Source organism: Sinorhizobium psoraleae (genome assembly GCF_013283645.1).
Classification (GTDB): domain Bacteria; phylum Pseudomonadota; class Alphaproteobacteria; order Rhizobiales; family Rhizobiaceae; genus Sinorhizobium; species Sinorhizobium psoraleae.
In genome coordinates, this window is sequence record NZ_JABEKV010000003.1 from 1,026,575 (window position 1) to 1,049,340 (window position 22,766).

Below are 22,766 nucleotides of genomic sequence, written 5' to 3' on the forward strand. Positions count from 1 at the left end.
TTTGCCATAATGTATATACATAATATCAGGGTGACAAGCGAAAAATCACGGCGTCACCACACGAAAGTGCTGGTTCTGCCGGAAGCTTGGAAACATAGCGTGATCGGCCGCAAGGAGGAGGTTTCCGTGCAGGCGCCAGAGGTAGCGGCCGTCGGTTGGTGGGCGATGCGTCACCGGTGAGGCTGTGTGCTGCAATCCGAGCAGCGTGATCGGCCGCGCCCCCGCTGCGGCATCGAGCCGGGAAGCGAGCGGGTTCCGCCCGCTTCGATTCCTCGCCTTCGCCTATGCGTCCGAAAGCACGGTGTCCGAGACGAGCGGTTCGGCTCGACTCGGACACCCGCGTGCTCTGGGCACCAGCTTCATGCCGGGTTGAACCCAGCATCGAATTGCGCAATTACCGGACGGAAAACCGCTGCAACTTTTCCTGGTCTATTCCGCCGGGGTAGCGGCGAAACGCCGCCGGTAGGAGCGCAGCCCAACATAAAGCACGGCGAGCGCGGCGACCGGAAACAGCGCTGCAAAGAAGCCGAGGTCGGCTGCAGCTAGGTTTTCCAGCACCCGCCCACCGATCGCGGTGCCGCCGGCAATGCCGAGATAGATCGCCGAGGCATTGAGCGACAGCGTCAGATGCGCCACGTCCGGTGCGAAGCCGACGATGCGGCTCGCCTGCGCCGGCGGGAATGCCCAGCCGATGATGCCCCAAGGCAACATGATGCCGATGAGCAGCAGGCCGGCCAGGTTGGGCGCGAGGAAATGCAGTCCGAAGGCGATCACCAGCGACACGATAAGCGCGGATATCAGCGAAAGCACAACCATGCGCGTCGCGCCGATCTGGTCGGCCAGATAGCCGCTGGAAAGATTACCGATCACTGCGCCGACGCCGAAGGCGAGCAGCAAGCCAGGCAGCGACATTGGTGAAAGCCCCGCACCGTCGATCGCCAGCGGCGCGAGGTAGGAGATGATCACGAAGGCGCCGGTGAGATAGAGAAACGTCACCATCAGCGACGATGCCACGCCCGGACGGCCAATGGCAGCAAGGCGCTCGGAAAGCGTCAGCTTGGTTCCGCTGAGGCCCCGCGGCAGGCGCAGCCAAAGCACAATGGCGCAGGCGGATCCGAGCAGTGCCACGGCACCGAACGTGCCGCGCCAGCCCCAGACAGTGGCGATCAGCGCGCCAAGAGGCGCACCCAGCGCCACCGCGAATGTCGTGCCGCCCACCACGATCGAGATCGCCAGCGCGCGGTGCTCCGGCCCGGCCAGGGAAACTGCTGTCGCCTGGGCGGTGGCAGCAAACAGCCCACTCGCCATTCCCATCACGATCTGCGCAAGCAGGAGGGTGGTGAAGGAGACGCTTGTCGCGGCGATGCCGTTGCCCAGCACGAAGGCGAGCATTGCAGCCACCAGCAGCCGCCGCCTGTCAGTTGCCCCGGCCAGCGCCGAAAGCAGCGGCGCGCCGATGGCATAGGAAAGCGAAAACACGGTGATCAGGTGACCCGCATGCGGAACGGTCGTGTGCGTGTCCGCCGCAATCGACGGCAAAAGGCTCGAAAAGACGAAGCCGACCGTGCTCATGGTGAAGGAGCCGACAGCGAGCCAGATAAGGCGCTTGTCCATGGAGGGATCCTTTGTTCAAAACTTATTGAACTATTGAACTTGATCGATTGCGATGTCAATATGCACTCGCACTACTAGCCCTCCGTAAGCGGCGGGCAAGCCGCATCGAACCAGGATACCAGCCAGCTACTTTCGAGCCATGACCTTACCCCATCCCAATGCCGATCAGATCACTCTGTCCAACGTGCTCGCCGCTCTGGGCGACCCAACACGGCTGGCGATTGTGGGCTATCTCGCCCGCCGCGAGGGGCAGCCGACGATGTGCCTGAACTTCACGAATTTCGGGTCCAAGACCAATATCAGCTACCATCTGGCCAAGCTGCGCGAGGCGGGGATCACCCGCACCGAGGTCTCCGGCACCAGCCGGTTGATCACGCTGCGGAGAGACGAGCTCGATAGCCGCTTCCCCGGCCTGCTCGATTCTATCATCGCAGCCGCGGCGGATCTCCCCATGGTGAAGAAGATCGAAGAAGCCGCAGAGGAGGCGCTGGCGCAACGCGATCCGTGACGGCCATTTCCGCAGAGGCATTGATCTCGGCGGCGCGGTCCCGCGGATGTTCGGGAGCAGGTGGCGTTTCCGGCCGACAGACGGAGCGAAGAGGCTGCTCGCGCGCAGCCGCTCCTTTGCTCACGCGGGATGTGGAATCTCGGAGCAGTAGCGCTCGACGAGCGCGACGAAACGGTTTCCGGCGATCTCGAGCCGGCCGCTATTGTCGATCACCGTCACATCCGGGCCGGTGATGACATCGGGTGTCTGCCGTGCCAGCCGGCGCAGTACATCCTCTTCGCTTTCGCGTCCCCGTTCGGCAAGCCGCCTGGCCAGTATCGGCGCATCGGCCGTGATGACGGCGACTGCGATGTCGCCGAACGCCGCGCGAATGGCGGGGAGGGCCGCGCGGCTGCCGTTGACGATTGCCGTCATGCCACTCGCGACCTTGCCTGCGATGTCCTTCGGGATGCCATAGCTCAAACCATGCGCGTGCCACGAGACGGCGAAGGCACCGTTTCGCTTCATCTCGTCGAACTCTACGGCCGATACGCTTTCATGCACTTCGCCGCCGGCATCCGACGGACGCGTGATCACGCGGCGCACGAACAGGACATCGGGGCGCTGTGCGAAATGGCAGGCAGCAAAGCCCATGACACTGTCCTTGCCGGCGCCGCTCGGACCGACGACGACGACAAGCGTCCCACGGTTGTTTCTCGGAGCGGTCATGCGACACGCCGTCCTTCGCGCCAAACGGAGCGAACAACCGGAATGCCCTGTGGACGATGAACACGCGCGATATCGGCGCGCAGTCCAACAGCGATCCGGCCGCGATCGTCGAGACCAACGGTGCGCGCCGGCGTGGCCGTGACCATCGCGATTGCCTGGGGAAGATCGATCGCCTCCACCTCATCGGTCAGAACGAAAGGCGCATGGATAAGGCTGAAGGGAACATAGTCGGAGGAAAGCACGTCGAGCACGCCGCGCTCGGCGAGATCGCGGGCGGCGATGTTGCCGGAATGCGATTTGCCGCGCACGATATTCGGCGCACCCATCAAGACGCTCAAGCCCGCGCGATGGGAGGCTTCCGCCGCCTCGAAGCTCGTCGGGAATTCCGCAAGCCGGATGCCGTAACCGATCGACTCTTCGACATGCTCGATCGTCGCGTCGTCATGGCTTGCAACGGTAATGCCGCGTGCGGCACAGGCCTTCGCCAGCGCGGTGCGGTGAGGCGCGGCGTAGCGGGCGGAAAGCGCCTGTTGACGGTCGACGAACTCGGCGAAAGCGTCGTCCGAAAGGCCGCGCTTCGTCTTGTAGTAGAGCGTGTACTGCTCCATCGTCTGGAATTGGCGCTGTCCCGGCGCGTGGTCCATCAGCGAAACGAGCCGAACCTGCGGGTCCTCTCGGAAATCCTCATAATGATCGAGGACGTCGGAGGTCGAAACCTCGCAGCGCAGATGGATGAGGTGGTCGGCGCGCAGGCGGCCTTCCGTCTTGGCCTGCGCCAGGGCGTCGGCCATGCTGCGCATCTCGCCCTTCTGGAAGCCGCCATCCTCGTCCGAACCCAGACGCAGGCAATCGAAGACCGTAGTGATGCCGGAGGTGACGACCTGCGCGTCATGGGCCTGGATCGCTGCGATCTTCAGCCAGCGCACGCCCGGGCGCGGAGAATAATGCGCCTCCAGGTGATCGGTGTGGAGCTCGATCAGGCCGGGCAGCAAATAGTCGCCTTCGAAGTCTTCGCCCGTGCTCATGGTGCCTTCCGAAATATCGGCGATCCGGCCGTCGCGGATAAGAACGGAACCGTTGACTATTCTATCCTCGAGAACGATGCGGGCGTTGCTCAATACCTGTTCTTTGCTCATCTCATGCGATCTTTCGTTGGGACGCGCCGCCAAGCGGCAATAAGGAATGGACGGTGAAGGGGGCGCCGCGATGGGGCTCTACGAAGAGCGCGACCGTCGAGACGTCGAGCGGCTTGCCAATGAACGCGTCAAACGCAGCGGTGAGCGTCTCGCGCATCACGGAGCGCGTCTCGACGGGCACCGATCCCGTCAGCGTCAAATGGAACTGGAATTCCTCGAAGACGTAAGGGTAGCCCCATGTCGTGAGGTACTCCCGTTGACGTAGCGTAAGCTTCTCCGGATTGCGGCGAGCAATATCGGTATCCGACAGCGGCGCCCGGAACGGCTCGAAACGACGGAGGGCCTGCTCCGCGAGATTCCGAAGGGGGGCACAGTCCTCGGCCGAGACCAGTGCGAAAAAGGGGCCGATCTCGTGCAACACGATCCGCGGCACTTCGAAGGGGTCGATCTCCGCCGCAAACTCGTCGAAGGCCGCCAACAGATCAGCTTCGCTCTTGCCTTGCGCGAGCTCGAACGGCGCCTTCAGCGTTCCGTGAAAGCCGTACCGACGGGGATCTGCCGTCAACGCAATCTGATCGTCGTGTCCGAGCCCGGGGACTTCCGGCCACGTCAAGGCTCCGTCAATGAAGGCATCGCGGCCAAGCCAACGGGCTGCGGTCTGCGTCAACCGGTCATCGGCCGGCGGCGCGAAGTAGATTGCATAACGCACGGGTCTCACTTTCTATATCGACTGCCCGTCGTAGGCGGGGCGATGGTTCGCGGGGTGCGATGCGCAGCTAGCCGATTTGCATGACAACATCATGATGACTTCGGTGATAAACGCAATTCGGGTCGGAGCGGGATGGGGACCTCCGGTCGAATCGACCCGAGAGCTAATGCGCCTTACGCCCCATGAGGCGCGAGCGGCACGCGTTTGAGATGCTGTCGAAAAAGAAGACAACCATCAAGATCAAAAGCACCATATAGGCGACATTTTCCCAATCGGAGTTGGTCCGCATCGCCTCCCACAGCTTGAGCCCGATGCCGCCGGCGCCGACCGCGCCGATGATGGTCGCCGAACGCGTGTTCGACTCCCAGAAATAGAGCGCCTGGCTTGCGAAGACCGGCAGAACCTGCGGCAGCACGCCGAAGCGCTGCACGGCAAGCGGGGTGGCGCCGACCGATTTCACGCCTTCGCGCTGCTTGTCGTCAATGTTTTCAAGCGCCTCGGAGTAGAGCTTGCCGAGCGTGCCGGTATCCGTGACGAAGATAGCCGAAATACCGGCGAGCGGTCCGGGTCCGAAGGCGCGCGTGAAGAAAAGCGCCCAGATGAACATGTCCACCGAACGCAAGAAATCGAAGAAGCGCTTGACGAGTTGGTTGGCGAAAAGGTTCGGCGTGATGTTGCGTGCAGCGAGGAAGCAGAGGGGAAAGGCGATGAGCGATGCGAACAGCGTGCCGACGAATGCCATGACGATCGTCTGCAGGAGCTTCGTCCAGACGTCGAGATGCTGCCACTCCGCATTGTAGAGAATGTTGTTCCAGGCAAGCGAAAGGTTGGAGCGTGCCGGATCGATCCGCTCGCCGGAGACAATCAGCGATGCCACTTCGCCATAGGGCTTTCCGAAGAACGGCGAGTTGGTGTCGAAGAGGAAGTTCGCCCAGCCGAAGAAACGATTGCGGACCGAGACTTCGTCGCCTTCGACCTCGGCCCAGCCGGTCAAGCCGAAGGAAAGCGTGATCTTTTCTCCCGGCCGCTTCTGCGTAGCCCAGCGGGGCAGGGGACCTTGCGGCGTCACCCTATCGGCGCCGTCGACGGCGATTGTCAGCGTCTCGCCACCGTGCGTCGCCTTTACCACGCGATCGGCAACTTCTATATGCGTCGAGCGATCGTAAGAAACGAGCGCGCGCGCCACGATCTCTTCGCTGCGGGTCTCGACCCGGTCCTGCGCCTGCGCCGCTTGGGCGCCGCCGACTGCGGCATTCGGCGCCATGAAACTGAACGATGAACTCGCCTTCGGCTTCGACACCTCAACAGCGGCGGGCGTCTCGATCGTCCGGGTCACGGTCTTCTTCTCGAGGGTGACCCAATCGGGGTCGGGATTCGAGCCGAGCGGCGAATTGCGCTGATAGGAGACAGTCATAGTGCCATCGGCCGCAATCTCGATCTCCGGTCGGACTTCATAGGTGACCCAATCGGCGAGATAGGTGCCGGCGATGCCCCAATTGGCGTTGGCAAGCACATGGCCGATCGAAAAGAACCACCAGCTGAAAGCCATGTAGAACAGCACGCCGAAGGCGATCAGCGCCGTCCTCAGCCTTTTTTCGGACGAAGACTGCAGCAGGTGCGGATGGCGGGCCGCTATGGCTTCCATTTCAAGAGTGCTGGGCTTGGTCGAGGCGGTCATGATGCACTCCTATTGGGCAAGCTGAAAGGCCTGGTCACCAACGAGGCGCCGGCGGAGCCATGCGGAGACCTGGTCGACCGCAAAGATCGTCGTGAACAGGAGCATCACGATCGCGAGCGTTTTCGCCTCGTGGCCCTGGCCGATCGACAGGCGCAGCAGCTCCCCGATGCCGCCGCCGCCGACGGCGCCGATGATCGTCGAGGCGCGCACATTTATTTCAAGGCGGAGCAGGAAATAGCTGGTGAAATTCGGAAGAACCTGCGGGACGATACCGAACCAGACCCGCTCTATCCAATTGCCGCCGACGGCGCGCAAGCCTTCCTCCGGCTTCATGTCGGCATTCTCGACGACCTCGAAGAACAATTTGCCAAGCGCGCCGATCGTATGGATAGACACCGCCGCAATCGCCGGAATGGGGCCAAGCGACAGGATCGCCAGGAAGAAGCCGGCGATGACCACCTCCGGGAAAGCACGCACGATTTCCATGAAGCGGCGCACGATGCCCCTGATCCAGGGATTGGGCATCAGGTTGCGCGCGGCAAGAAAACAGAGAGGGAAGCCGAAAAGGACGCCGAGCACCGTCGAAAAGATGGCGATGTTCACCGTTTCCAGCATCTTGTGGAAGTATTCGGGAATGTAGAGGCTGTCGGTGAGATAAAGCCGGCCATCCGGATAGTTGTACTTGAAACTGCCATCGTCATAGGGCGAGGGCAGGTCGAACATGGCACGGACGATCTCCATGGCATCGCGCGGCATCAAGTCTCCGACGAAATCGAAGATATGCGGGAGGCGGTCGAAGAACTTGCCGGCATTCGATCCGTTCGCAAACCAGAGCGAGGAGCAGAGCGTCAGAGCGAGTAACGCGAGACCCAGGAAGGTGTAAAGGCGGCGGCGGGCATTGAGCTCCTGCCAGTGACGCTCCACAAGAGCGCCGCTCTCGCTGAGCTGCCGGGAAAGCACGGAAGTGGCCATGGGATTTCCGGCGCGTGCCGGCCTCTTGGAGATGGATGCTTGTGGCAGTCCCAGACAATCAAACGCTGGCCGCTACTGCATGATTCCTAAGCCGAATTCGATCTAAGGATCAAATCATGCAGCAGCTCAAACCCGTATTGCAGCGCCGCTGTGCGGCGCTGCAATACGGCCAGCGCGTATCTGATGCCTTGGCGATCAGCCGCCGATCGTCGCCTTGCGGGCGTCGATGATCGGCTTGTAGAAATCGCTGTTGACTTCGGTGAAGCCCGTAAAGTCGCCACCCTGGATCGCCGAGAAGCAGGCGGCGTCGGTCTTCGGCAGGTCCATCATGAACTGCTTGAACTTCGCCTTCATGTCGTCGTTCATCGAAGTGCGTACGACGATCGGGCCGTTCGGGATCAGCGGCGACTTCCAGAGTTCGACGAGATCGTTCATGTCGAGGATGCCCTTGTCGACCATCTTGCGCAGGTTGCCCGAGGTGTAGCCGTCCTTGAATTCGCCGACGCCCGAACCGAAGGTCGTGCCGGCATCGAAGGTGCCCTTCACGACTTCGAGGACGAGGTTCTCGTGACCGCCGCCGAAGCCGGTTTCACCGAAATATTCCTTGACCGGCCCGCCAATGGCCTCGGGAAGCGTGACGAGCGGAACGAGGTACCCCGAGGTCGAGTCGGGATCGGCGAAGCCGAGCTTCTTGCCCTTGAGGTCTTCGAGCTTGGTGATGCCCGAATCCTTGCGGGCGACCATGATCGAATGATAGCCGGTCGAACCGTCGGTCTGGACCGTCGTCAGGATCGGCTCGACCGCGTCTGCCTTGGCGAGGTAGATCTTGGCATAGCCGGAAGCGCCGAGTTCGGCATAGTCGAGCGTGCCGCCGAGCAGACCCTGGATGACGCCGTCGTAGTCGGCGGCCGGGAACAGCGATACCTTTTCAACGCCGATCGCGGCTGGCAGCTTGTCGACCAGGCACTGGAAGTTGCGCAGGCGGTCGGCTTCGTTTTCGCCGCCGAGGATGCCGATGCGGAATTCCTTGAGGTCTTCGGCCTGGGCCTGGCCGACGAGGGCGAAGAGGGCAACAGCACCCAAAAGAGCTTTCTTCAACATGATGTTCATCTCCCGTTTATCCGGCCGCGCCGGGTCACTATGGGTCAAAAGGGGTGCCCTTAACGCGGGCCTTCGATCCTGGGCGTGCCTCAGAGGCCGGCCAGTGCCAGCGGCTTGAAGCCGGCCGATGCCGTTTGTTCCTGCGGGGCTGCCGCGGGAATATTGATGCTTGTCGAGGTCATCGATTCCTCGATTGCGGTGTCCGCACCGTAGATCTCGGCGACCGCCGCGGCGGTCAGGTCCTTCGGTTGCCCGTCGAAGACAACGAGGCCATGGGCCATGCCGATGATCCGCTCGCAGTAGTTCCGCGCGGTGTCGAGTGTGTGCAGGTTGGTGATGACGGTGATGCCGTCGCGCTCGTTGATGTCGCGCAGCGCATCCATGACGATCTTGGCGTTGAGCGGGTCGAGCGAAGCGATCGGCTCGTCGGCAAGCAGCACCTTCGGCTGCTGCATCAGGGCGCGGGCGATCGCAACGCGCTGCTGCTGGCCGCCGGAAAGCGTGCCTGCCGGCTGCAACGCCGTCTGTTCGATGCCGAGACGCTCGAGCGCGCCGATTGCCATGATCCGCTCTTCACGTGTGAACATGTTGAGGATGCTTAAAGCCGTCGAACGGTGGTTGAGACGGCCGAGCAGGACATTTGTCAGCACGTCGAGACGCGGCACGAGGTTGAACTGCTGGAAGATCATGGCGCAGTCGCGCTGCCAGTTGCGTAGCGCCGCACCACGGAGCGAGGACACTTCCGTGCCGCCGAATTCGATCGAACCGGACGAAAGATCTACCAGCCGGTTGATCATGCGCAGCAGCGTCGACTTGCCGGCGCCCGACCGGCCGATGATGCCGACCATCTGTCCCTGCGGGATGTCGAAGGTAACCGAACTGACGGCTGTTTTCGTGCCGAACCGGCGGGCTACATTCTTCAACTGAAACATTGGCAGCAGTTCCTCTTTCGGGGAGACCGGTCATCGGTATGACACCTGCCATATCGGCGCTTCATGAACGCCAAATGTCAGTTTCTTGTCGTTTCTGTAACAGTTCACAGCCGCGGCGAGATCGCCTGAGTGGCTGCCGTCTTCCGGAGACAACCCCTGATTTTAGAGGGGACATTAGCGGCTGTGCCTCCGCGTGAACGATGATGTGCGGACAACGACTCGTCGCCGGATGACGGCCGGCGATTCGATGCGCTTTGGATTCGGAGTGCCAGGCGACCGCGCCTGATCTAGGCGCGCATTCGACCTCATCGGCCGCGCCGAAATAAACGCAGCGGCAGCAAATCATCATTGTTACCGGGGTGCCGTCATGGATGACGTTTTTCGTCTGCCAAAACCGGGTCTCCAGCTTCATGCAGGGTGCCGCAGTTAACCATTTGTTAACCACGGTTCACGTAAATCTTGACAACCAAATATTAACGTAGATGACCAAAGTGCTAACAGATACTCGTTCGATCCGTATCAAGGGCCGCTCATTCCTGGCGCTCGTGCTTTCTCCGGAACTGCCTCTCGAGGGATGGCTTACCCGGCTCGACGACTTGGCTTCGCGTTCCGCGGGCTTCTTCCTGGGAAGGCCGGTCGTCCTCGACGTGGAAGATATCGAGATCGACCGAGCGCGGTTGAAAGACCTGATCGGCGAACTCGCGAAACGCAACGTGCGCATCATGGGGATCGAAGGCGGGCGCCCATCGCTATTCGAGCCGGGCATGCCCCCGGCGATGAAGGGCGGCCGACCCGCTCCGGATTTCGAGGTTCCGTCGGCCGAACAGGCCGCCGAATCGGCGAAATCCGGTCAGGGCAAGCCGGCAGAACCTGCCCTTCGCCCCGAGCCGCAGGTGGTCAGGGCAATGCCCTCGATCATCATCAAGGAGCCGGTCCGTTCCGGGCAGTCGGTGATCTTTCCCGAAGGTGACGTCACCGTCGTCGGGTCAGTTGCGTCGGGCGCGGAAATCATTGCGGGTGGCTCGGTTCACATCTACGGGACGCTGCGGGGACGGGCGCTCGCAGGATCCGTGGGCAATGCCTCGGCGCGCATCTTCTGCCGCAAGCTTGAAGCAGAATTGCTGGCAATCGACGGCGTCTACAAGACGGCCGACGACATGGCGCCACACCTTCGCGGACAGGCGGTGCAGCTCTGGCTCGAAGGCGATTCGATCATGGCAGAGAGACTTAACTGAGCCGGCTGCCGGCCGGGAGACAGGAGTGCAAGATGGCGAAAGTAATCGTGGTTACATCGGGTAAAGGCGGCGTCGGCAAGACGACGTCTACCGCCGCACTCGGTGCGGCATTGGCGCAGAGAAATGAGAAGACGGTGGTCGTCGATTTTGACGTCGGCCTGCGCAATCTCGACCTGGTCATGGGCGCGGAGCGGCGAGTCGTTTATGACCTGGTCAACGTCATACAAGGCGACGCCAAGCTGCCGCAGGCACTGATCCGCGACAAGCGGCTCGAAACGCTCTTCCTGCTTCCGGCATCGCAGACCCGCGACAAGGACAGCCTGACGGCCGAGGGCGTCGAAAAGGTGATGGCCGAGCTGAAGAAGCACTTCGACTGGATCATCTGCGACAGCCCGGCGGGGATCGAACGCGGCGCCACACTTGCCATGCGCCACGCCGACGTTGCCGTCATCGTCACCAACCCGGAGGTCTCGTCGGTTCGCGACTCGGATCGCATCATCGGCCTCCTCGACTCCAAGACGGAGAGAGCGGAACGTGGCGAGCGGGTGGAAAAACACCTGCTGCTCACGCGCTATGACGCAGCCCGGGCCGAGCGGGGCGACATGCTGAAGGTCGATGACGTCCTTGAGATCCTGTCGATCCCGCTGCTCGGCATCGTGCCCGAGAGCATGGATGTTCTGCGCGCCTCCAACCTCGGCGCGCCGGTCACACTCGCCGATAATCGCAGCGCCCCGGCGCTTGCCTACCTCGATGCCGCACGCCGGCTCGCCGGCGAAACGGTGCCGATCACCATTCCGGGCGAAAAGCGCGGCCTGTTCGGCAAGATATTCGGACGGAGGGCAGCATGAGCATATTCCGCTTCTTTAACAAGCAGACCTCGGCGCCGACAGCGCGCGAACGCCTGCAGGTCTTGCTCGCGCATGAGCGGGCTTCGGTCGGTCACTCGGACCTGGTCGCGCAACTGCGGGAGGAAATCCTCGCCGTCATCGCCAAGCACGTCCAGGTCGATCGCGACAAGGTGAACGTGAAGATGGACCGCGGCGAACAGGTGTCGACACTGGAGGTCGATATCGAGATCCCGCTCAACGCTGGTGTGCGCGCGGCCTGATGGGGCCACAAGGCCTTCAACGAAGTCTCGGCCGGCGAAGAGCGGCCGAGACACCTGCTCGGCAACGCGGCCACCGAAGGCATCAAGGCCAAGACGTTCCTACCGTCGGCGGCACACCGGGTCCTGATAGTTGCGGCTGGTCCGGCAACAGCGCCTGCACCAATTCAAACTCGTTCTTGCCGGACTTGCCGCAATTCCGATCAAAGCCAAATCGGGTGCTGTTGCCCAGAGCCCGCGCTCCTCGAGTCTCTCAACGGCTGCCGATTGTGCGTTGATGCGCAATCGGCAGATCGTCGTCGACGCAGCGATGGCGCGTTCCGCCTGCGTCAGGGGCGCGAAAGAACCCCTAGAGGCGCCCCATTTCGAAGTCCTGACAAGACTCTCCGAATTCCGCCAGTGCCTCCTCCAGGTAATCCGCCAACAGTGGTATCCCGAGAAGATAGGCACCGGTTCGGTTGTTGTGAGCCTCGGCAGCCTGAGCACGGATGTCGCCCCAGTCTTCCAACTTACCGTCGCCGCGGCCCAGCCACGCCAAGGCCACCAGATCGATCTGCTCGTCTTCGTTCAGCGCCCAGATGGCGCTCGCAAGTTCAGCCTCGACGGGATCGTCCGGTTGGTCCTCGAGCACCGAGGCCATGTTATCATCCGTGGCATTGGATGCCGGATCGGGTTCCGTCATCCCATCCTTGACGTCGAATTCGCGGGCCTTGACTATGAAATAGCAGACTTTTTCGGGTGAAATCGACAGGTCCCAAGCTTCGCTCATTGGTGATCCTCCAACTTGCGTCGTCTGCTATCATCTCCGTCCGGAGCGCAGACGTGTCATTCCGAAGAGTATCGCTCCCGTCCGGGATCGCCAATTTTACCAGATCCCCTTCTCGGTGGTGATCCTGACGCGAGTCGCAGTTCTCAGCCCGGCGGCAGCTGACCTTAGCGGCTTCGGCAACTATTCGGCTCGATACCGCACATTCAACGGGCCATGAAAATGGGGATGGCGGCATCGTCGAGCATCGTCTTAGTAACCCCGCCGAAGATCAGTTCGCGCACCCGTGAGTGCCCGTATGCCCCCATGACGATCATGTCGGCGGAGATGTCGACGGCATGCTGCTGCAACGCGCTCGCGACAGGACGGCCCGCACTCGGCAGTTTATCGACCGTCACGTTGATGCCGTGGCGGGTGAGATAGGCGGCGACATCGGCGCCGGGCTCCTCGCCACTTTTCGCGGAAGACGCCTCCGGATCGACCAGGGTTACGTGGACCGCGGCCGCCGACGTCATGATTTCGAGCGCCTCGCGCGCTGCGCGTGCGGCTTCCGCGCGTGAGTCCCACGCAAGCAAGACCGTCTTCGGTCGAAGACTTGGCCTCTTGTCTCCGGGGATAAGCATGACCGGGCGCATTGCCTGAAAGAGGCTGCCGTTAATCACTTGCCGCTTCAGATCCGCGTGCTGCAGAACGCTTGATCCTATCAGGACAAGATCAGCGTAGAGCGCGCGGTCGCCAATGTCGCGATCCGCCGTTCCGGCTTCTGCGTAGATGCCATCGATCTCGAAGGAGTTACCGGTGCGCGAAACTATCTGGCGGGCATGTTCTACGGCTGTTTCAAGCGTTTCACGGTCGCGATCGCGTTGTTCCAACCATATGGTGGAAGCGGACACATATTCTCCGATCGGTGGTGGAGGAGCCATCGCAACGACGAGGACGGAAAGATGGGCACCCTGTTGGCCGCAGAGATCGGCTGCCGTTTGCAGATCGTTGTCGGAATTGTCGACTCCGAGGACGGTAAGGATCGTCTTGAAGGACATGAGCGTTACTCCCTTGAAGAGTTGGTTGCGCTTTCCGGTTGTCAGCTTAAGCGAGGAAACGCATCCTTCATTGCGCTGAATCAAGCCGCGCGGGCACGCCGATCGATGGTGGCGTGGCTTCCGCCGCCTTGCGGGCTATCCCGCGGGCTTGCCGTTGCTCCCGGTGGTCGTCGCCGTGGTTGATCGACGTCAATGAAGCCGATTCTGAAACGGCGTTCCATGACGCGGTGAATGAAAACAGGAGACCATACATGATAGCGGAAGACCAGACCGCGGTGGTCGCCTTTCTGAGCGCTCCCGCTTCTCATGGCGCGACCGAGCCGATCGAAACGATGGAGACGCATATTTCCCGTATCTTCCTTGTCGGCCAGCGGGCCTTCAAGTTGAAGCGTGCGGTCAAGCTGCCCTATGTCGATTTCTCGACGGCCGCGCTGCGACTCGAAGCCTGCCGGAAGGAAGTGGAGCTGAATTCTGCGACCGCGCCAGGGCTCTATCTCGGCGTCCGACGAATTACCCGCGAGAAGGATGACTCTCTGGCTTTTGATGGCGACGGGGAGTTGACGGACTCAGTCGTGGAAATGACGCGTTTCGAGCAGCAAGCGCTGTTCGATCGAATGGCGGTCGAGGGAAGGTTGACCCCCGAGCTCATGACACTGGCTGCGCAGATGATCGCGCGCTTCCATCGCGCGGCGCCGGTGGTTCATGAAGGGAGAGGTGCCGCCAATATCGGCGCGGTCCTTCGCATCAATGCCGCGGGATTTGCGACGAGCAAGGTCTTCCAGCCGGACGAACTCGCCGCGTTCAACCTGGCGTTTGAACGGGAACTCGCGCGTCACGCGGCATCGCTCGACCGTCGCGAAGCTGCCGGAATGGTTAGGCGCTGCCATGGCGATCTGCACCTGCGCAACATCTGTCTGTTCGATGGCTCGCCGCGGCTGTTCGACTGCATCGAGTTCAACGATCAGATCGCCACGATCGACACGCTTTACGATCTTGCCTTTCTGCTGATGGATCTCTGGCACCGCGGTTTCCCGGAACTCGCCAATCTGGTCATGAATCGCTACCTGGACGATACGGACGACGAGGACGGATTCGTGCTTCTGCCGTACCTGATGGCAATTCGCGCGGCCGTCAGAGCGCACGTCACGGCCACGCAGGTGGAGGAAAGCGGGAAAACGTCGGCGAAACTCATTGCCGAAGCAAGATCCTACTTCGATCTGGCGCTCGCGCTGATCAAACCCGTGCCGGCGCGGCTGATGGTCATCGGGGGCTTCAGCGGCTCTGGCAAGACAACGGTGGCAGAGACACTGGCTGCCCAGATCGGTGCGCCGCCCGGCGCCAGAATTGTCGAAAGCGATCGCATCAGAAAGGCCATGCACGGTGTTCCCGCGGAAACCAGGCTGCCGCCTTCTGCCTACCTTCCCGAAATATCGGAAAAGGTCTACCGCGAGATGGCGCATCGTGCCCGCTCGATCCTGACTGCAGGAGGCACGGTGATCGTCGATGCGGTTTTCGACAGGGCGGGCAATCGCAACCTGATGGAAAAGGTTGCCCGGAAGCTTGGTGTCCCGTTCACGGCCGTCTGGCTGGATGCCGCGCCGGCGCTCTTGCGTGATCGCGTTGCCTCTCGAAGCGGTGGGCCCTCAGATGCAAACCTCGACGTCCTGTCAGGACAACTGGCGCGCGGCAGCGGTGAGACAGCCTGGCCGCGACTCGATGCCGCTCGAGGCGCGCAACAAGTCGCTCTGGAGATTTTGAGCCTTCCGCAAGAGCCGGCACAGACATGAGCGCGACCTGCGCCTTCGAAGGCGCCTTAAACAATCGCCGGACGTGCGCAACGGTTTTCCGCCCGGAATTGGGTCGTTGAAATTTGGTAGTTCCGAACAAAGGCGCGCCGCGCAATCCATCTTATATCCTCGCGCTCCTCAGTCTTAGGGCATTGCCGATGACGCTGACGGAAGACAGGGCCATGGCCGCGGCCGCGATGATCGGTGATAGAAGAAGCCCAAAGAGCGGATAAAGGACGCCGGCGGCAACGGGCACCCCTGCGGCGTTGTAGATGAAGGCGAAGAACAGATTCTGCCGGATGTTTTTCATACTGGCGCGACTGAGCTGCCGTGCCCGTGCGATGCCCTGAAGATCGCCCTTCAGCAACGTTACTCCGGCGCTCTCGATCGCGACGTCCGTTCCCGTGCCCATCGCGATGCCGACATCGGCCGCGGCAAGGGCAGGGGCGTCGTTCACCCCGTCTCCGGCCATGGCCACGATCCGACCCTCGCGGCGCAAGCGCGCGACGATTTCGCTTTTATGCTCCGGCAGGATTTCAGCCTCGACCTCCTTGATGCCAAGCCTCTTGGCGACGGCATGGGCGGTGGTCTTGTTGTCGCCGGTCAGCATGACGACCCGCACACCATCACCGAACAGCGCCCGTACGGCAGCGGGTGTTGTCGACTTGATCGGGTCTGAGATCGCGATTAGACCGCCGACTTTGCCATCGACCGCCACAAAGATCACGGTGGCGCCTTCGCCTCGTAGAGCCTCCGCCTTTTCCTTGAGAGCGGAAACGTCCACCTTTTCTTCGGTCATTATCCGATGGCTGCCGATGACGAGCTTGCGTCCGTCGACGGAGCCGGTCACGCCCTTACCGACCGGACTATCGAAATCTTCTGCCTCGCCAAGGCCCAGGCCGCGTTCATTGGCGGCCTCTACGATTGCCGCGGCGAGCGGATGCTCGCTTGCGCGTTCCAGGGTGGCGGCCAAACGCAGCAATTCGGCTTCGGAGAACCCTTCCGCAACCACGACCGACGTCACTTTGGGTTTGCCCTCCGTCAGGGTTCCGGTTTTGTCGACCACGAGCGTGTCGACCTTCTCGAAGCGTTCCAGGGCTTCGGCGTTCTTGATCAGCACGCCGAGACGGGCGCCTCGTCCGACTCCGACCATGATCGACATCGGGGTGGCGAGGCCGAGAGCGCAGGGGCAGGCGATGATGAGCACGGCAACTGCGGCGACAAGTCCGTGGGCGAAGCGCGGCTCGGGTCCGATCGCCATCCATGTAGCAAACGCGATGACGGCAATTGCGATCACGAGGGGCACGAACCAGCCGGAGACCTCGTCGGCGAGACGCTGGATCGGCGCGCGCGAGCGCTGCGCATCCGCAACCATGCGCACGATCTGCGACAGCATGGTATCGCTCCCGACTTTCCCCGCCTCCATGATGAAACCGCCCGTACGGTTCATCGTGCCGCCGATGAGGCTGGCGCCAGCCTCCTTGGTGACGGGCATCGATTCTCCCGTGATCATCGATTCATCGACCGAACTGCGCCCCTCCATCAGGGTGCCGTCGACAGGGATCTTCTCGCCCGGGCGGACCCGCAGCCGGTCCCCGACGGCGACGGCTTCGAGCGGCACATCCTCGTCTTTACCATCGCTGCGGATGCGGCGCGCTGTCTTGGGTGCGAGATCCAGAAGCGCACGAATAGCACCTCCCGTCTGTTCGCGCGCCCGCAGTTCCAGCACCTGTCCGAGCAGCACAAGCACCGTAATGACGGCGGCGGCCTCGAAGTACACCGCGATCGAGCTATCGGCTGCGCGGAAGGTTGTCGGGAAAAGGCTGGGGGCCGCGGTCGCGACCACGCTGTAGATCCACGCAACGCCCGTTCCCATCGCTATCAGCGTAAACATGTTGAGGCGCCGGTTGACGATGGATCGCCATGCCCGCTCGAAGAATGGCGCGCCCGCCCACAGGACAACCGGTGTTGCGAGGAGGAGTTGCAGCCAGTTCGATGTCTGCGGCCCAAGCAGCATGTGCAGATCGGTGAGGTGCCCGCCCATCTCGAGGACAAGCACCGGTATCGTCAGCACCAGTCCGATCCAGAACCTGCGCCTCATGTCGACGAGTTCGGCGCTCGGCCCGGTATCCGCCGTCGCCACTTCCGGCTCAAGCGCCATGCCGCAGATCGGGCAATTGCCCGGTCCGATCTGGCGCACCTGCGGATGCATGGGGCAGGTATAGACGACGCCTTCAGCCTTTTTCGTCTCCGGACCTGCACCGCGATCTGGCCCCGCGGCGCCCTCCTTCACGTGATGATGGTGGTGCTTGTGATCGCCCATTGGATACGACTCCATTGGTGAAAGTCCGTCGGGAGCGTGCCGCAGATCCCCGAGATCGGAAGGTCGGAGCTCGTCGGCGCGCAGCGTAGCATTGTTCGACGGCCGTCCCGAGAGCTGTTGCAGGACATCATTCCGAATGCTGTATGATATACGCGATGGCAGTGGAGAGACCAGCGCTCGCGATGTTCGCGTCGACACAAGTCGCCGTCAGCTGCTCTCGCGAACAACAAGTTCAAATTCCAGGTCGACCGTCCTGTCGGGAACTTCAGCGCCCGCAAGCCGTGCCACCATCAAGCGCGCCGCATGTTTGCCGACAGCTTCTCTGGGGGTGCGGATCGAGGTCAGCCGCGGAACGATGTGAGCCGACATCGGCAGGTCGTTGAAGCCAACGAAAGCAATTCGATCCGGGACCGCTATGCCCTGGCGCTGGGCTTCAAAGATCGCGCCATGTGCGAGATCATCGTTGCAAAAGAAGATACCATCGACGTCCGGATGCTGGCGCAGCAGCCTGCCGAAGAGCTCGCCACCTAGTCCGACGGACGAGGCTTCCGGCACCATAATTTCCAGCGCCGGATCCAGCACGCCCGCTTCGGCGAGTGCACGCTTGAACCCTTCGCCGCGTTGCAAGACGCGGGCGTCGAGCTGAGCGGCGACGTAGGCGAGCCGGCGCTTGCCCCTCGCCAGAAGATGCCGCGCCACGACGGCTCCGGCGTCCTCCTGCGAGAAACCAACGCAAAAGACGTCTTCGGCTTGCGTGAGTTCCATCATGTGGACGCAAGGAACCTTGTTCGCTTCGAGCAGGCGCAGGGATGCCTCCGTGCGATCGAAGCCGGTGAGCAGGATCCCGCAAGGCTGAAAGGCAAGATAGTTGCGAATGAGCTCCTCTTCCTCCTCGCGGGAATAGTGGAAATTCCCGATCAATACCTCGTAGCCGCGTGGGCGAAGAACACTGTGAATGGCCTCGAGCGTTTCGATGTACAGCTGGTTCGAGAGTGCAGGAACGAGCACGACGACCGATTGACTGCGCGCCGATGCCAGCGTCCGCGCGGCTGGGTTCGGCACATAGCCGAGCACGTTCGCGGCTTCTCGCACCTTCGACACCAATCCCGGATCGACAGTCGGAACGTCGCGCAGCGCGCGCGAGGCTGTGATCTGCGCGACACCGGCAAGTCGTGCAACCTCGGCAAGTGTCGGACGGCCGGTGGCGCGGGAGGGATCTTTGCGCATCGTCGTTTGAGGCTTGCCAATAAGAATCCGCTTCGATAAGACAGCGCTATCTTAAGAGGAATATGCCCTCGTCGCTACTGCATGTATCCTAAATCCTAGCCGATCTAAGAATAAAACATGCAGCAATTCAAAATGCTACAGCGTCCTTTGCGGCGTCTAAGGCGCGCGGCGCTGTAGGAAGTGCACCGGCGATTGGGGGACGTTCATTCCATCACCTCCGCGCCCATGGGCATGGAGGTGTTGTTAATCAGGCTGAGACAGCGCTGTCTTGGGAGGGGAATATGCCTGAACAAATACGCGGCATCGTCGTGATGGGAGTGTCGGGCTGCGGAAAGAGCAGCGTCGGCGCCGCCATTGCCGCTCTGTACAGCGGTCGCTTGATCGAGGGCGATGCTTTTCACCCCGCCGCCAATATTGACAAGATGAGCGCCGGCGTACCCCTCACCGACGAAGATCGGCACGGCTGGCTTTGCCGCCTCAGCGAGGAAGTCGCCGCGGCACTTGCCGCCGGGGAGCGCCCGGTTCTCACCTGTTCGGCGCTCAGAAAAAGCTACCGTGACCTGCTCCGGCAGGGTGAGCCGCGGCTTGGCTTTGTCTTTCTGGATCTGGCACGCGACCTGGCCGCGGAACGCGTTGGCAAGCGTCCGGGTCATTTCATGCCGGCAAGTCTCATTCAAAGCCAGTACCAGACGCTCGAGCCCCCCTATCAGGAACCGCTGACACTTGCAGTCGATGCAAGTCTACCCGTGGAGGCGATCGCCGAACAGGCCGTTCAATGGTGGCGAGGGGGCCAACGAAACGGCTAGTACCTGAGATCTTTCAAGCGACGGTATTTAAACGCGGCCTTGTGCTGATCCTGTTGTTGTCGCTGGTTGTCTGATCCTATTGGGAAAGCTCATCTATTCCTGACGCGTGTGATCGAGCCGGACGTGATGATCCGGCCCAACATTGCGGCTCGGTTAGAAACTGTCCTTGCGGCGAACCTGCGGTTCGCGAGCCGTAATAATTCAGGTGTGCTCAAACCTGCGCGCGCTCCGGTTTCAGTGTGGAGGGCTGGAGCAACCGCAAGAGGATTACTCGGAATCTCCGTCGCGAAAAGTCAAAAGTAATATCAATTATTGACGGAACGCCGCCCTAAACTCGCGCAAACCTTATCGTGCAAAGCTGATCTTCTTGTTATACTCGTGAGGGGGTTTCATGATGCTGCTCGATCGAGAGGGTCCACTCGAAGCTTTGCTGACCGCAGTGCGGAACGCGGCGTCCGGACACGGCAGCATCGTGCTGCTCGAAGGCGAAGCCGGGATTGGCAAGACCTCTCTCCTGCGCGAGTTCGCGGAGCATGCGGATAATGGTTGCCGGGTACTATGGGGCTGGTGCGAGGCACTTTTCACCCCGTGCCCGCTCGGGCCTTTGCAGGACATGGGGCAATTGCTCGATGCGCGCGTGGCAGCCCTGCTCGATCAGGCCGCTCCGCCGGAACGGCTCTTTCCGGCACTGTTGAACGCACTCCAGCAAGCCGGGGATGCGATCGTACTCATCTTCGAGGATGTGCACTGGGCTGACAACGCGACGCTCGACTTCGTGAAATATCTCGGGCGCCGCATTTCCCTACTTCGCACCGTGCTGGTGCTCAGTCTGCGCAACGATGAAATCGGCGCCGATCACCCCCTGACGCATGTGCTCGGCGATCTGCCGTCCGCGTCGGTCGCGCGCATAGCGCTTGAACCGCTGTCCCCCAAAGCTGTGGCGGTATTGGCCGGGCAGGCGGGCCGCTGTGCCGCCGATCTCTACCGCGTTACGGAGGGTAATCCCTTTTTCATCACGGAGCTTTTGGCAAGCGGTGAGACCGAGCCAGGGCGGGTACCGGATTCCATACGCGATGCGGTCTGGGCGCGCCTTTCCCGGCTGACTGCGGGCGAGCGTGAAGTGCTGGAGGTTATGAGCATCGTGCCGGGCAGCGTGGAGCCTTGGCTGATCCGGACTTTGCGCGGTGTCGAGGCCGAAGCACTTGTGGACCAATGCGTGGCGCGCGGATTGTTGCGTCGAGACAGCCAGGGCGTCCTGACGTTTCGACATGAACTTGCCCGCCAGGCGACGCTCGATCGGCTGCCCCCTAGCGTCCAGCGCTCGCTCCATGCAAAGGTGGAGGCGGCAATATCGCAGCTCCTCACGGCACACGCGTCCGCCTTGCTTTCACGCCGGCTACACCACGCCGCCGGCGCCGATGACGGGGCGCGCGTTCTCGAACTCGCACCACAAGCTGCGGCTCGGGCGGCGCGCCTCGGCTCCCACGGGGAGGCGGTCTCATATCTGGCGACGGCTCTCAGATATGTCGCGCAAGCCACACCGGAATTGGCCGCGCAGCTTTACGAGGACTGGGCCTACGAGGCGGGACTGGCGCTGCTTGTCTACGAACCGGTGATCGAGGCGCATCATCGCGCCATCGCGATCTGGCGCGAACTCGGACGCAACGACAAGGTCGGCCTTAATCTGCGCAGGCTGTCGCGCCTGCATTGGCGGCGCGGCGAGGGCCAGCCGGCGGAGGACTACGCAGACCAGGCGATACGCGAAGCCGAGAGTCTGCCGACCGGATCGGAGCTGGCAATGGCCTATAGCACGCGCTCTCAGCTCCATATGCTGCACTATCGCTTTGACGAAGCGATCGAGTGGGGGCTGCGCGCGATCTCGCTCGCCGACCGATTGGGCGAGATCGAAACACGCGTCCACGCCTTGAACAATGTCGGCACTGCGCTGCTTTTCGCCGACCGTCCGGGCGGCCGCGAGCGGCTGGAGGAAAGTTTGGCCTTGGCGCTCGGGCACGGATTTCATGACCATGCTGCACGAGCCTACACCAATTTCGCGGAATGCGCGGTGGTGTCCAAGGACTTCGCCTTGGCCGAACGCCTGCTCGCCGAAGGCATCGCGTTCTCCACCAGGCACGATCTCGATTCAGCAGCACAATACCTGCTCGGCCGGCAAGCCCAGCTCCGCATGGAGCAGGGCCGTTTTCGCGAAGCCGAGACCATTGCCCAGGGCGTCATGAATCTGGAACGCCTGCCGATGGTCATGCACCTGCCGGCTCTCACCGTACTCGGCAGGGTGCGCGTGCGACTGGGCGAACCCGGCAGCCTGGAGCTTCTCCAGCAGGCGCTCCAGGAGGGATTGGCGACCGGCGAGCCCCAGCGGATCGTGCCGGTCCGCCTGGCTCTGGCCGAGGCGGCCTGGCTTGCCGAAGACTATGGCGCCGGCCATGAGCAGTTGAGTGCCGTCGCGGCGATGGATCTCGACAACTTCCGTCCCTGGGATTTCGGCGAACTGGCAGTCTGGTGGCGGCAATGCAATATGCCCACACCGCTGCCGGCAACGACGGTAGGCATTCCTTTGCGGTGGTCTGCCGAGTTTGGCGGCGATCCGCTGGTGGCAGCAAGGGAATGGGATCGCCTCGGGCTTCCCTATGAAGCGGCGCTTGCCCTGATGCAGGTTCGCGGAGCCGATGCCGGCCAGGCATTGGCTCGCGCCGTCACGATCTTCGAGTCGTTGGAGGCGCGTCCGGCGGCTGCGCTTGCGCGAAAGCAGGCGCAACGCCTGGGTGTTGCGGGCGAGATGCCGAAGACGCGTAGAGGGCCATACGGGGCCGCTCGCCGTCACCCGCTCGGTTTGACGCGGCACGAACAACAAGTGCTCGCCTTGATCGCTGCGGGCATGAGCAACAAGGAAGCCGCCCAGCGCTTGTCGCGATCGCCGCGCACGATCGAGCATCAGGTTTCCGCGGTGCTCGGCAAATTTAACGCCGCGAACCGGATGGAAGTCCTCCTGCGTCTGCGCGGCGAGCCATGGCTCCTGTCAGCCGCAGACGCTCTGTAATCGTCGAAAAATAGGCAAGCTCGCGAAATATAGGGGATCGGCCTCCAGGAAATTGGGCGGT

At 62.2% G+C, this 22,766-nt stretch carries 19 protein-coding genes; 7 read left to right on the top strand and 12 right to left on the bottom strand.

Annotated elements, in window-relative coordinates:
* Window positions 1-429 precede the first annotated feature (429 nt).
* Window positions 430-1,614 carry an MFS transporter gene (locus ILFOPFJJ_RS20430; RefSeq protein WP_173512380.1) on the bottom strand — a complete coding sequence of 395 codons (1,185 nt, stop codon included), beginning with the start codon at window positions 1,612-1,614 and terminating at the stop codon, window positions 430-432.
* A 139-nt stretch (window positions 1,615-1,753) separates the two neighbouring features.
* On the opposite strand from ILFOPFJJ_RS20430, the gene ILFOPFJJ_RS20435 reads away from it, so the two are divergent.
* Window positions 1,754-2,122, top strand: a complete 369-nt coding sequence (locus tag ILFOPFJJ_RS20435; protein WP_173512381.1) for an ArsR/SmtB family transcription factor — start codon at window positions 1,754-1,756, stop codon at window positions 2,120-2,122.
* Window positions 2,123-2,242: 120 nt separating this feature from the next.
* Here the strand turns inward: ILFOPFJJ_RS20435 and phnN are convergent, their stop codons facing one another.
* The 7 genes from phnN to phnC all read right to left on the bottom strand — a co-directional run bounded on the left by phnN (window position 2,243) and on the right by phnC (window position 9,358).
* Complete coding sequence (gene phnN / locus ILFOPFJJ_RS20440) at window positions 2,243-2,830, bottom strand: phosphonate metabolism protein/1,5-bisphosphokinase (PRPP-forming) PhnN (protein ID WP_173512382.1); 588 nt, start codon at window positions 2,828-2,830, stop codon at window positions 2,243-2,245.
* Entirely contained in the window at window positions 2,827-3,966 is a 1,140-nt protein-coding gene (locus ILFOPFJJ_RS20445; protein WP_173512383.1) for an alpha-D-ribose 1-methylphosphonate 5-triphosphate diphosphatase, read from the bottom strand. Before ILFOPFJJ_RS20445 ends, phnN begins: the two co-directional genes overlap by 4 nt.
* A 1-nt stretch (window position 3,967) precedes the next feature.
* A complete protein-coding gene (locus ILFOPFJJ_RS20450) occupies window positions 3,968-4,675 on the bottom strand; it encodes a DUF1045 domain-containing protein (RefSeq protein WP_173512384.1) in 708 nt (235 codons plus the stop codon).
* A 163-nt stretch (window positions 4,676-4,838) separates the two neighbouring features.
* On the bottom strand, window positions 4,839-6,353 hold the full coding sequence (phnE, locus tag ILFOPFJJ_RS20455; protein ID WP_173512385.1) for a phosphonate ABC transporter, permease protein PhnE: 1,515 nt from the start codon (window positions 6,351-6,353) through the stop codon (window positions 4,839-4,841).
* A gap of 9 nt (window positions 6,354-6,362) precedes the next feature.
* Window positions 6,363-7,325 carry a phosphonate ABC transporter, permease protein PhnE gene (gene phnE, locus ILFOPFJJ_RS20460; protein ID WP_173512386.1) on the bottom strand — a complete coding sequence of 321 codons (963 nt, stop codon included), beginning with the start codon at window positions 7,323-7,325 and terminating at the stop codon, window positions 6,363-6,365.
* Window positions 7,326-7,520: 195 nt separating this feature from the next.
* Window positions 7,521-8,426: a phosphonate ABC transporter substrate-binding protein gene (phnD, locus tag ILFOPFJJ_RS20465; RefSeq protein ID WP_173512387.1), complete on the bottom strand. Its 906-nt coding sequence runs from the start codon at window positions 8,424-8,426 to the stop codon at window positions 7,521-7,523.
* A gap of 89 nt (window positions 8,427-8,515) precedes the next feature.
* Window positions 8,516-9,358 carry a phosphonate ABC transporter ATP-binding protein gene (gene phnC / locus ILFOPFJJ_RS20470; protein ID WP_173512388.1) on the bottom strand — a complete coding sequence of 281 codons (843 nt, stop codon included), beginning with the start codon at window positions 9,356-9,358 and terminating at the stop codon, window positions 8,516-8,518.
* A gap of 482 nt (window positions 9,359-9,840) precedes the next feature.
* Between phnC and minC the strand changes: the two genes are divergently transcribed.
* The 3 genes from minC to minE are packed head-to-tail and all read left to right on the top strand — an operon-like array spanning window position 9,841 to window position 11,701.
* Window positions 9,841-10,593 (top strand): septum site-determining protein MinC, encoded by a 753-nt coding sequence (gene minC, locus ILFOPFJJ_RS20475; RefSeq protein WP_173512389.1) that lies wholly within the window; start codon window positions 9,841-9,843, stop codon window positions 10,591-10,593.
* Between the two features lie 32 nt (window positions 10,594-10,625).
* The gene (gene minD, locus ILFOPFJJ_RS20480; protein WP_173512390.1) at window positions 10,626-11,441 is read left to right on the top strand and encodes a septum site-determining protein MinD; all 816 of its coding nucleotides are present in this window, start codon (window positions 10,626-10,628) and stop codon (window positions 11,439-11,441) included.
* Window positions 11,438-11,701, top strand: coding sequence for a cell division topological specificity factor MinE (gene minE / locus ILFOPFJJ_RS20485; protein ID WP_173512391.1), 264 nt, complete (start codon window positions 11,438-11,440; stop codon window positions 11,699-11,701). The genes minD and minE overlap by 4 nt, the downstream gene beginning before the upstream one ends.
* Window positions 11,702-12,047: 346 nt before the next feature.
* Here minE and ILFOPFJJ_RS20490 read toward each other — a convergent pair whose 3' ends face one another.
* Both ILFOPFJJ_RS20490 and ILFOPFJJ_RS20495 read right to left on the bottom strand, forming a co-directional pair.
* Window positions 12,048-12,467 (bottom strand): DUF3775 domain-containing protein, encoded by a 420-nt coding sequence (locus ILFOPFJJ_RS20490; RefSeq protein WP_173512392.1) that lies wholly within the window; start codon window positions 12,465-12,467, stop codon window positions 12,048-12,050.
* Window positions 12,468-12,670: 203 nt separating this feature from the next.
* Window positions 12,671-13,504 carry a universal stress protein gene (locus ILFOPFJJ_RS20495; RefSeq protein WP_173512393.1) on the bottom strand — a complete coding sequence of 278 codons (834 nt, stop codon included), beginning with the start codon at window positions 13,502-13,504 and terminating at the stop codon, window positions 12,671-12,673.
* Between the two features lie 251 nt (window positions 13,505-13,755).
* Here ILFOPFJJ_RS20495 and ILFOPFJJ_RS20500 point away from each other — a divergent pair, with 251 nt between their 5' ends.
* Window positions 13,756-15,291 carry a bifunctional aminoglycoside phosphotransferase/ATP-binding protein gene (locus ILFOPFJJ_RS20500; RefSeq protein WP_173512394.1) on the top strand — a complete coding sequence of 512 codons (1,536 nt, stop codon included), beginning with the start codon at window positions 13,756-13,758 and terminating at the stop codon, window positions 15,289-15,291.
* Window positions 15,292-15,412: 121 nt separating this feature from the next.
* Here ILFOPFJJ_RS20500 and ILFOPFJJ_RS20505 read toward each other — a convergent pair whose 3' ends face one another.
* Window positions 15,413-17,614, bottom strand: coding sequence for a copper-transporting P-type ATPase (locus ILFOPFJJ_RS20505; RefSeq protein ID WP_173512395.1), 2,202 nt, complete (start codon window positions 17,612-17,614; stop codon window positions 15,413-15,415).
* Between the two features lie 207 nt (window positions 17,615-17,821).
* Complete coding sequence (gene gntR / locus ILFOPFJJ_RS20510) at window positions 17,822-18,841, bottom strand: HTH-type transcriptional regulator GntR (protein WP_173512396.1); 1,020 nt, start codon at window positions 18,839-18,841, stop codon at window positions 17,822-17,824.
* Between the two features lie 281 nt (window positions 18,842-19,122).
* Here gntR and ILFOPFJJ_RS20515 point away from each other — a divergent pair, with 281 nt between their 5' ends.
* Together ILFOPFJJ_RS20515 and ILFOPFJJ_RS20520 are read left to right on the top strand one after the other, a co-directional pair.
* Window positions 19,123-19,647 carry a gluconokinase gene (locus ILFOPFJJ_RS20515; protein ID WP_246299695.1) on the top strand — a complete coding sequence of 175 codons (525 nt, stop codon included), beginning with the start codon at window positions 19,123-19,125 and terminating at the stop codon, window positions 19,645-19,647.
* Window positions 19,648-20,038: 391 nt separating this feature from the next.
* Window positions 20,039-22,705, top strand: a complete 2,667-nt coding sequence (locus ILFOPFJJ_RS20520) for an ATP-binding protein (RefSeq protein ID WP_246299697.1) — start codon at window positions 20,039-20,041, stop codon at window positions 22,703-22,705.
* Window positions 22,706-22,766: the final 61 nt, after the last annotated feature.

What these genes read in the sequence shown, in the direction of transcription:
- ILFOPFJJ_RS20430 (WP_173512380.1), bottom strand. Translation starts at nt 1,614, where the DNA reads ATGGACAAGCGCCTTATCTGGCTCGCTGTCGGCTCCTTCACCATGAGC.
- ILFOPFJJ_RS20435 (WP_173512381.1), top strand. Translation starts at nt 1,754, where the DNA reads ATGACCTTACCCCATCCCAATGCCGATCAGATCACTCTGTCCAACGTG.
- phnN (WP_173512382.1), bottom strand. Translation starts at nt 2,830, where the DNA reads ATGACCGCTCCGAGAAACAACCGTGGGACGCTTGTCGTCGTCGTCGGT.
- ILFOPFJJ_RS20445 (WP_173512383.1), bottom strand. Translation starts at nt 3,966, where the DNA reads ATGAGCAAAGAACAGGTATTGAGCAACGCCCGCATCGTTCTCGAGGAT.
- phnE (WP_173512385.1), bottom strand. Translation starts at nt 6,353, where the DNA reads ATGACCGCCTCGACCAAGCCCAGCACTCTTGAAATGGAAGCCATAGCG.
- phnE (WP_173512386.1), bottom strand. Translation starts at nt 7,325, where the DNA reads ATGGCCACTTCCGTGCTTTCCCGGCAGCTCAGCGAGAGCGGCGCTCTT.
- phnD (WP_173512387.1), bottom strand. Translation starts at nt 8,426, where the DNA reads ATGTTGAAGAAAGCTCTTTTGGGTGCTGTTGCCCTCTTCGCCCTCGTC.
- phnC (WP_173512388.1), bottom strand. Translation starts at nt 9,358, where the DNA reads ATGTTTCAGTTGAAGAATGTAGCCCGCCGGTTCGGCACGAAAACAGCC.
- minC (WP_173512389.1), top strand. Translation starts at nt 9,841, where the DNA reads ATGACCAAAGTGCTAACAGATACTCGTTCGATCCGTATCAAGGGCCGC.
- minD (WP_173512390.1), top strand. Translation starts at nt 10,626, where the DNA reads ATGGCGAAAGTAATCGTGGTTACATCGGGTAAAGGCGGCGTCGGCAAG.
- minE (WP_173512391.1), top strand. Translation starts at nt 11,438, where the DNA reads ATGAGCATATTCCGCTTCTTTAACAAGCAGACCTCGGCGCCGACAGCG.
- ILFOPFJJ_RS20490 (WP_173512392.1), bottom strand. Translation starts at nt 12,467, where the DNA reads ATGAGCGAAGCTTGGGACCTGTCGATTTCACCCGAAAAAGTCTGCTAT.
- ILFOPFJJ_RS20495 (WP_173512393.1), bottom strand. Translation starts at nt 13,504, where the DNA reads ATGTCCTTCAAGACGATCCTTACCGTCCTCGGAGTCGACAATTCCGAC.
- ILFOPFJJ_RS20500 (WP_173512394.1), top strand. Translation starts at nt 13,756, where the DNA reads ATGATAGCGGAAGACCAGACCGCGGTGGTCGCCTTTCTGAGCGCTCCC.
- ILFOPFJJ_RS20505 (WP_173512395.1), bottom strand. Translation starts at nt 17,614, where the DNA reads ATGGGCGATCACAAGCACCACCATCATCACGTGAAGGAGGGCGCCGCG.
- gntR (WP_173512396.1), bottom strand. Translation starts at nt 18,841, where the DNA reads ATGCGCAAAGATCCCTCCCGCGCCACCGGCCGTCCGACACTTGCCGAG.
- ILFOPFJJ_RS20515 (WP_246299695.1), top strand. Translation starts at nt 19,123, where the DNA reads ATGCCTGAACAAATACGCGGCATCGTCGTGATGGGAGTGTCGGGCTGC.
- ILFOPFJJ_RS20520 (WP_246299697.1), top strand. Translation starts at nt 20,039, where the DNA reads ATGATGCTGCTCGATCGAGAGGGTCCACTCGAAGCTTTGCTGACCGCA.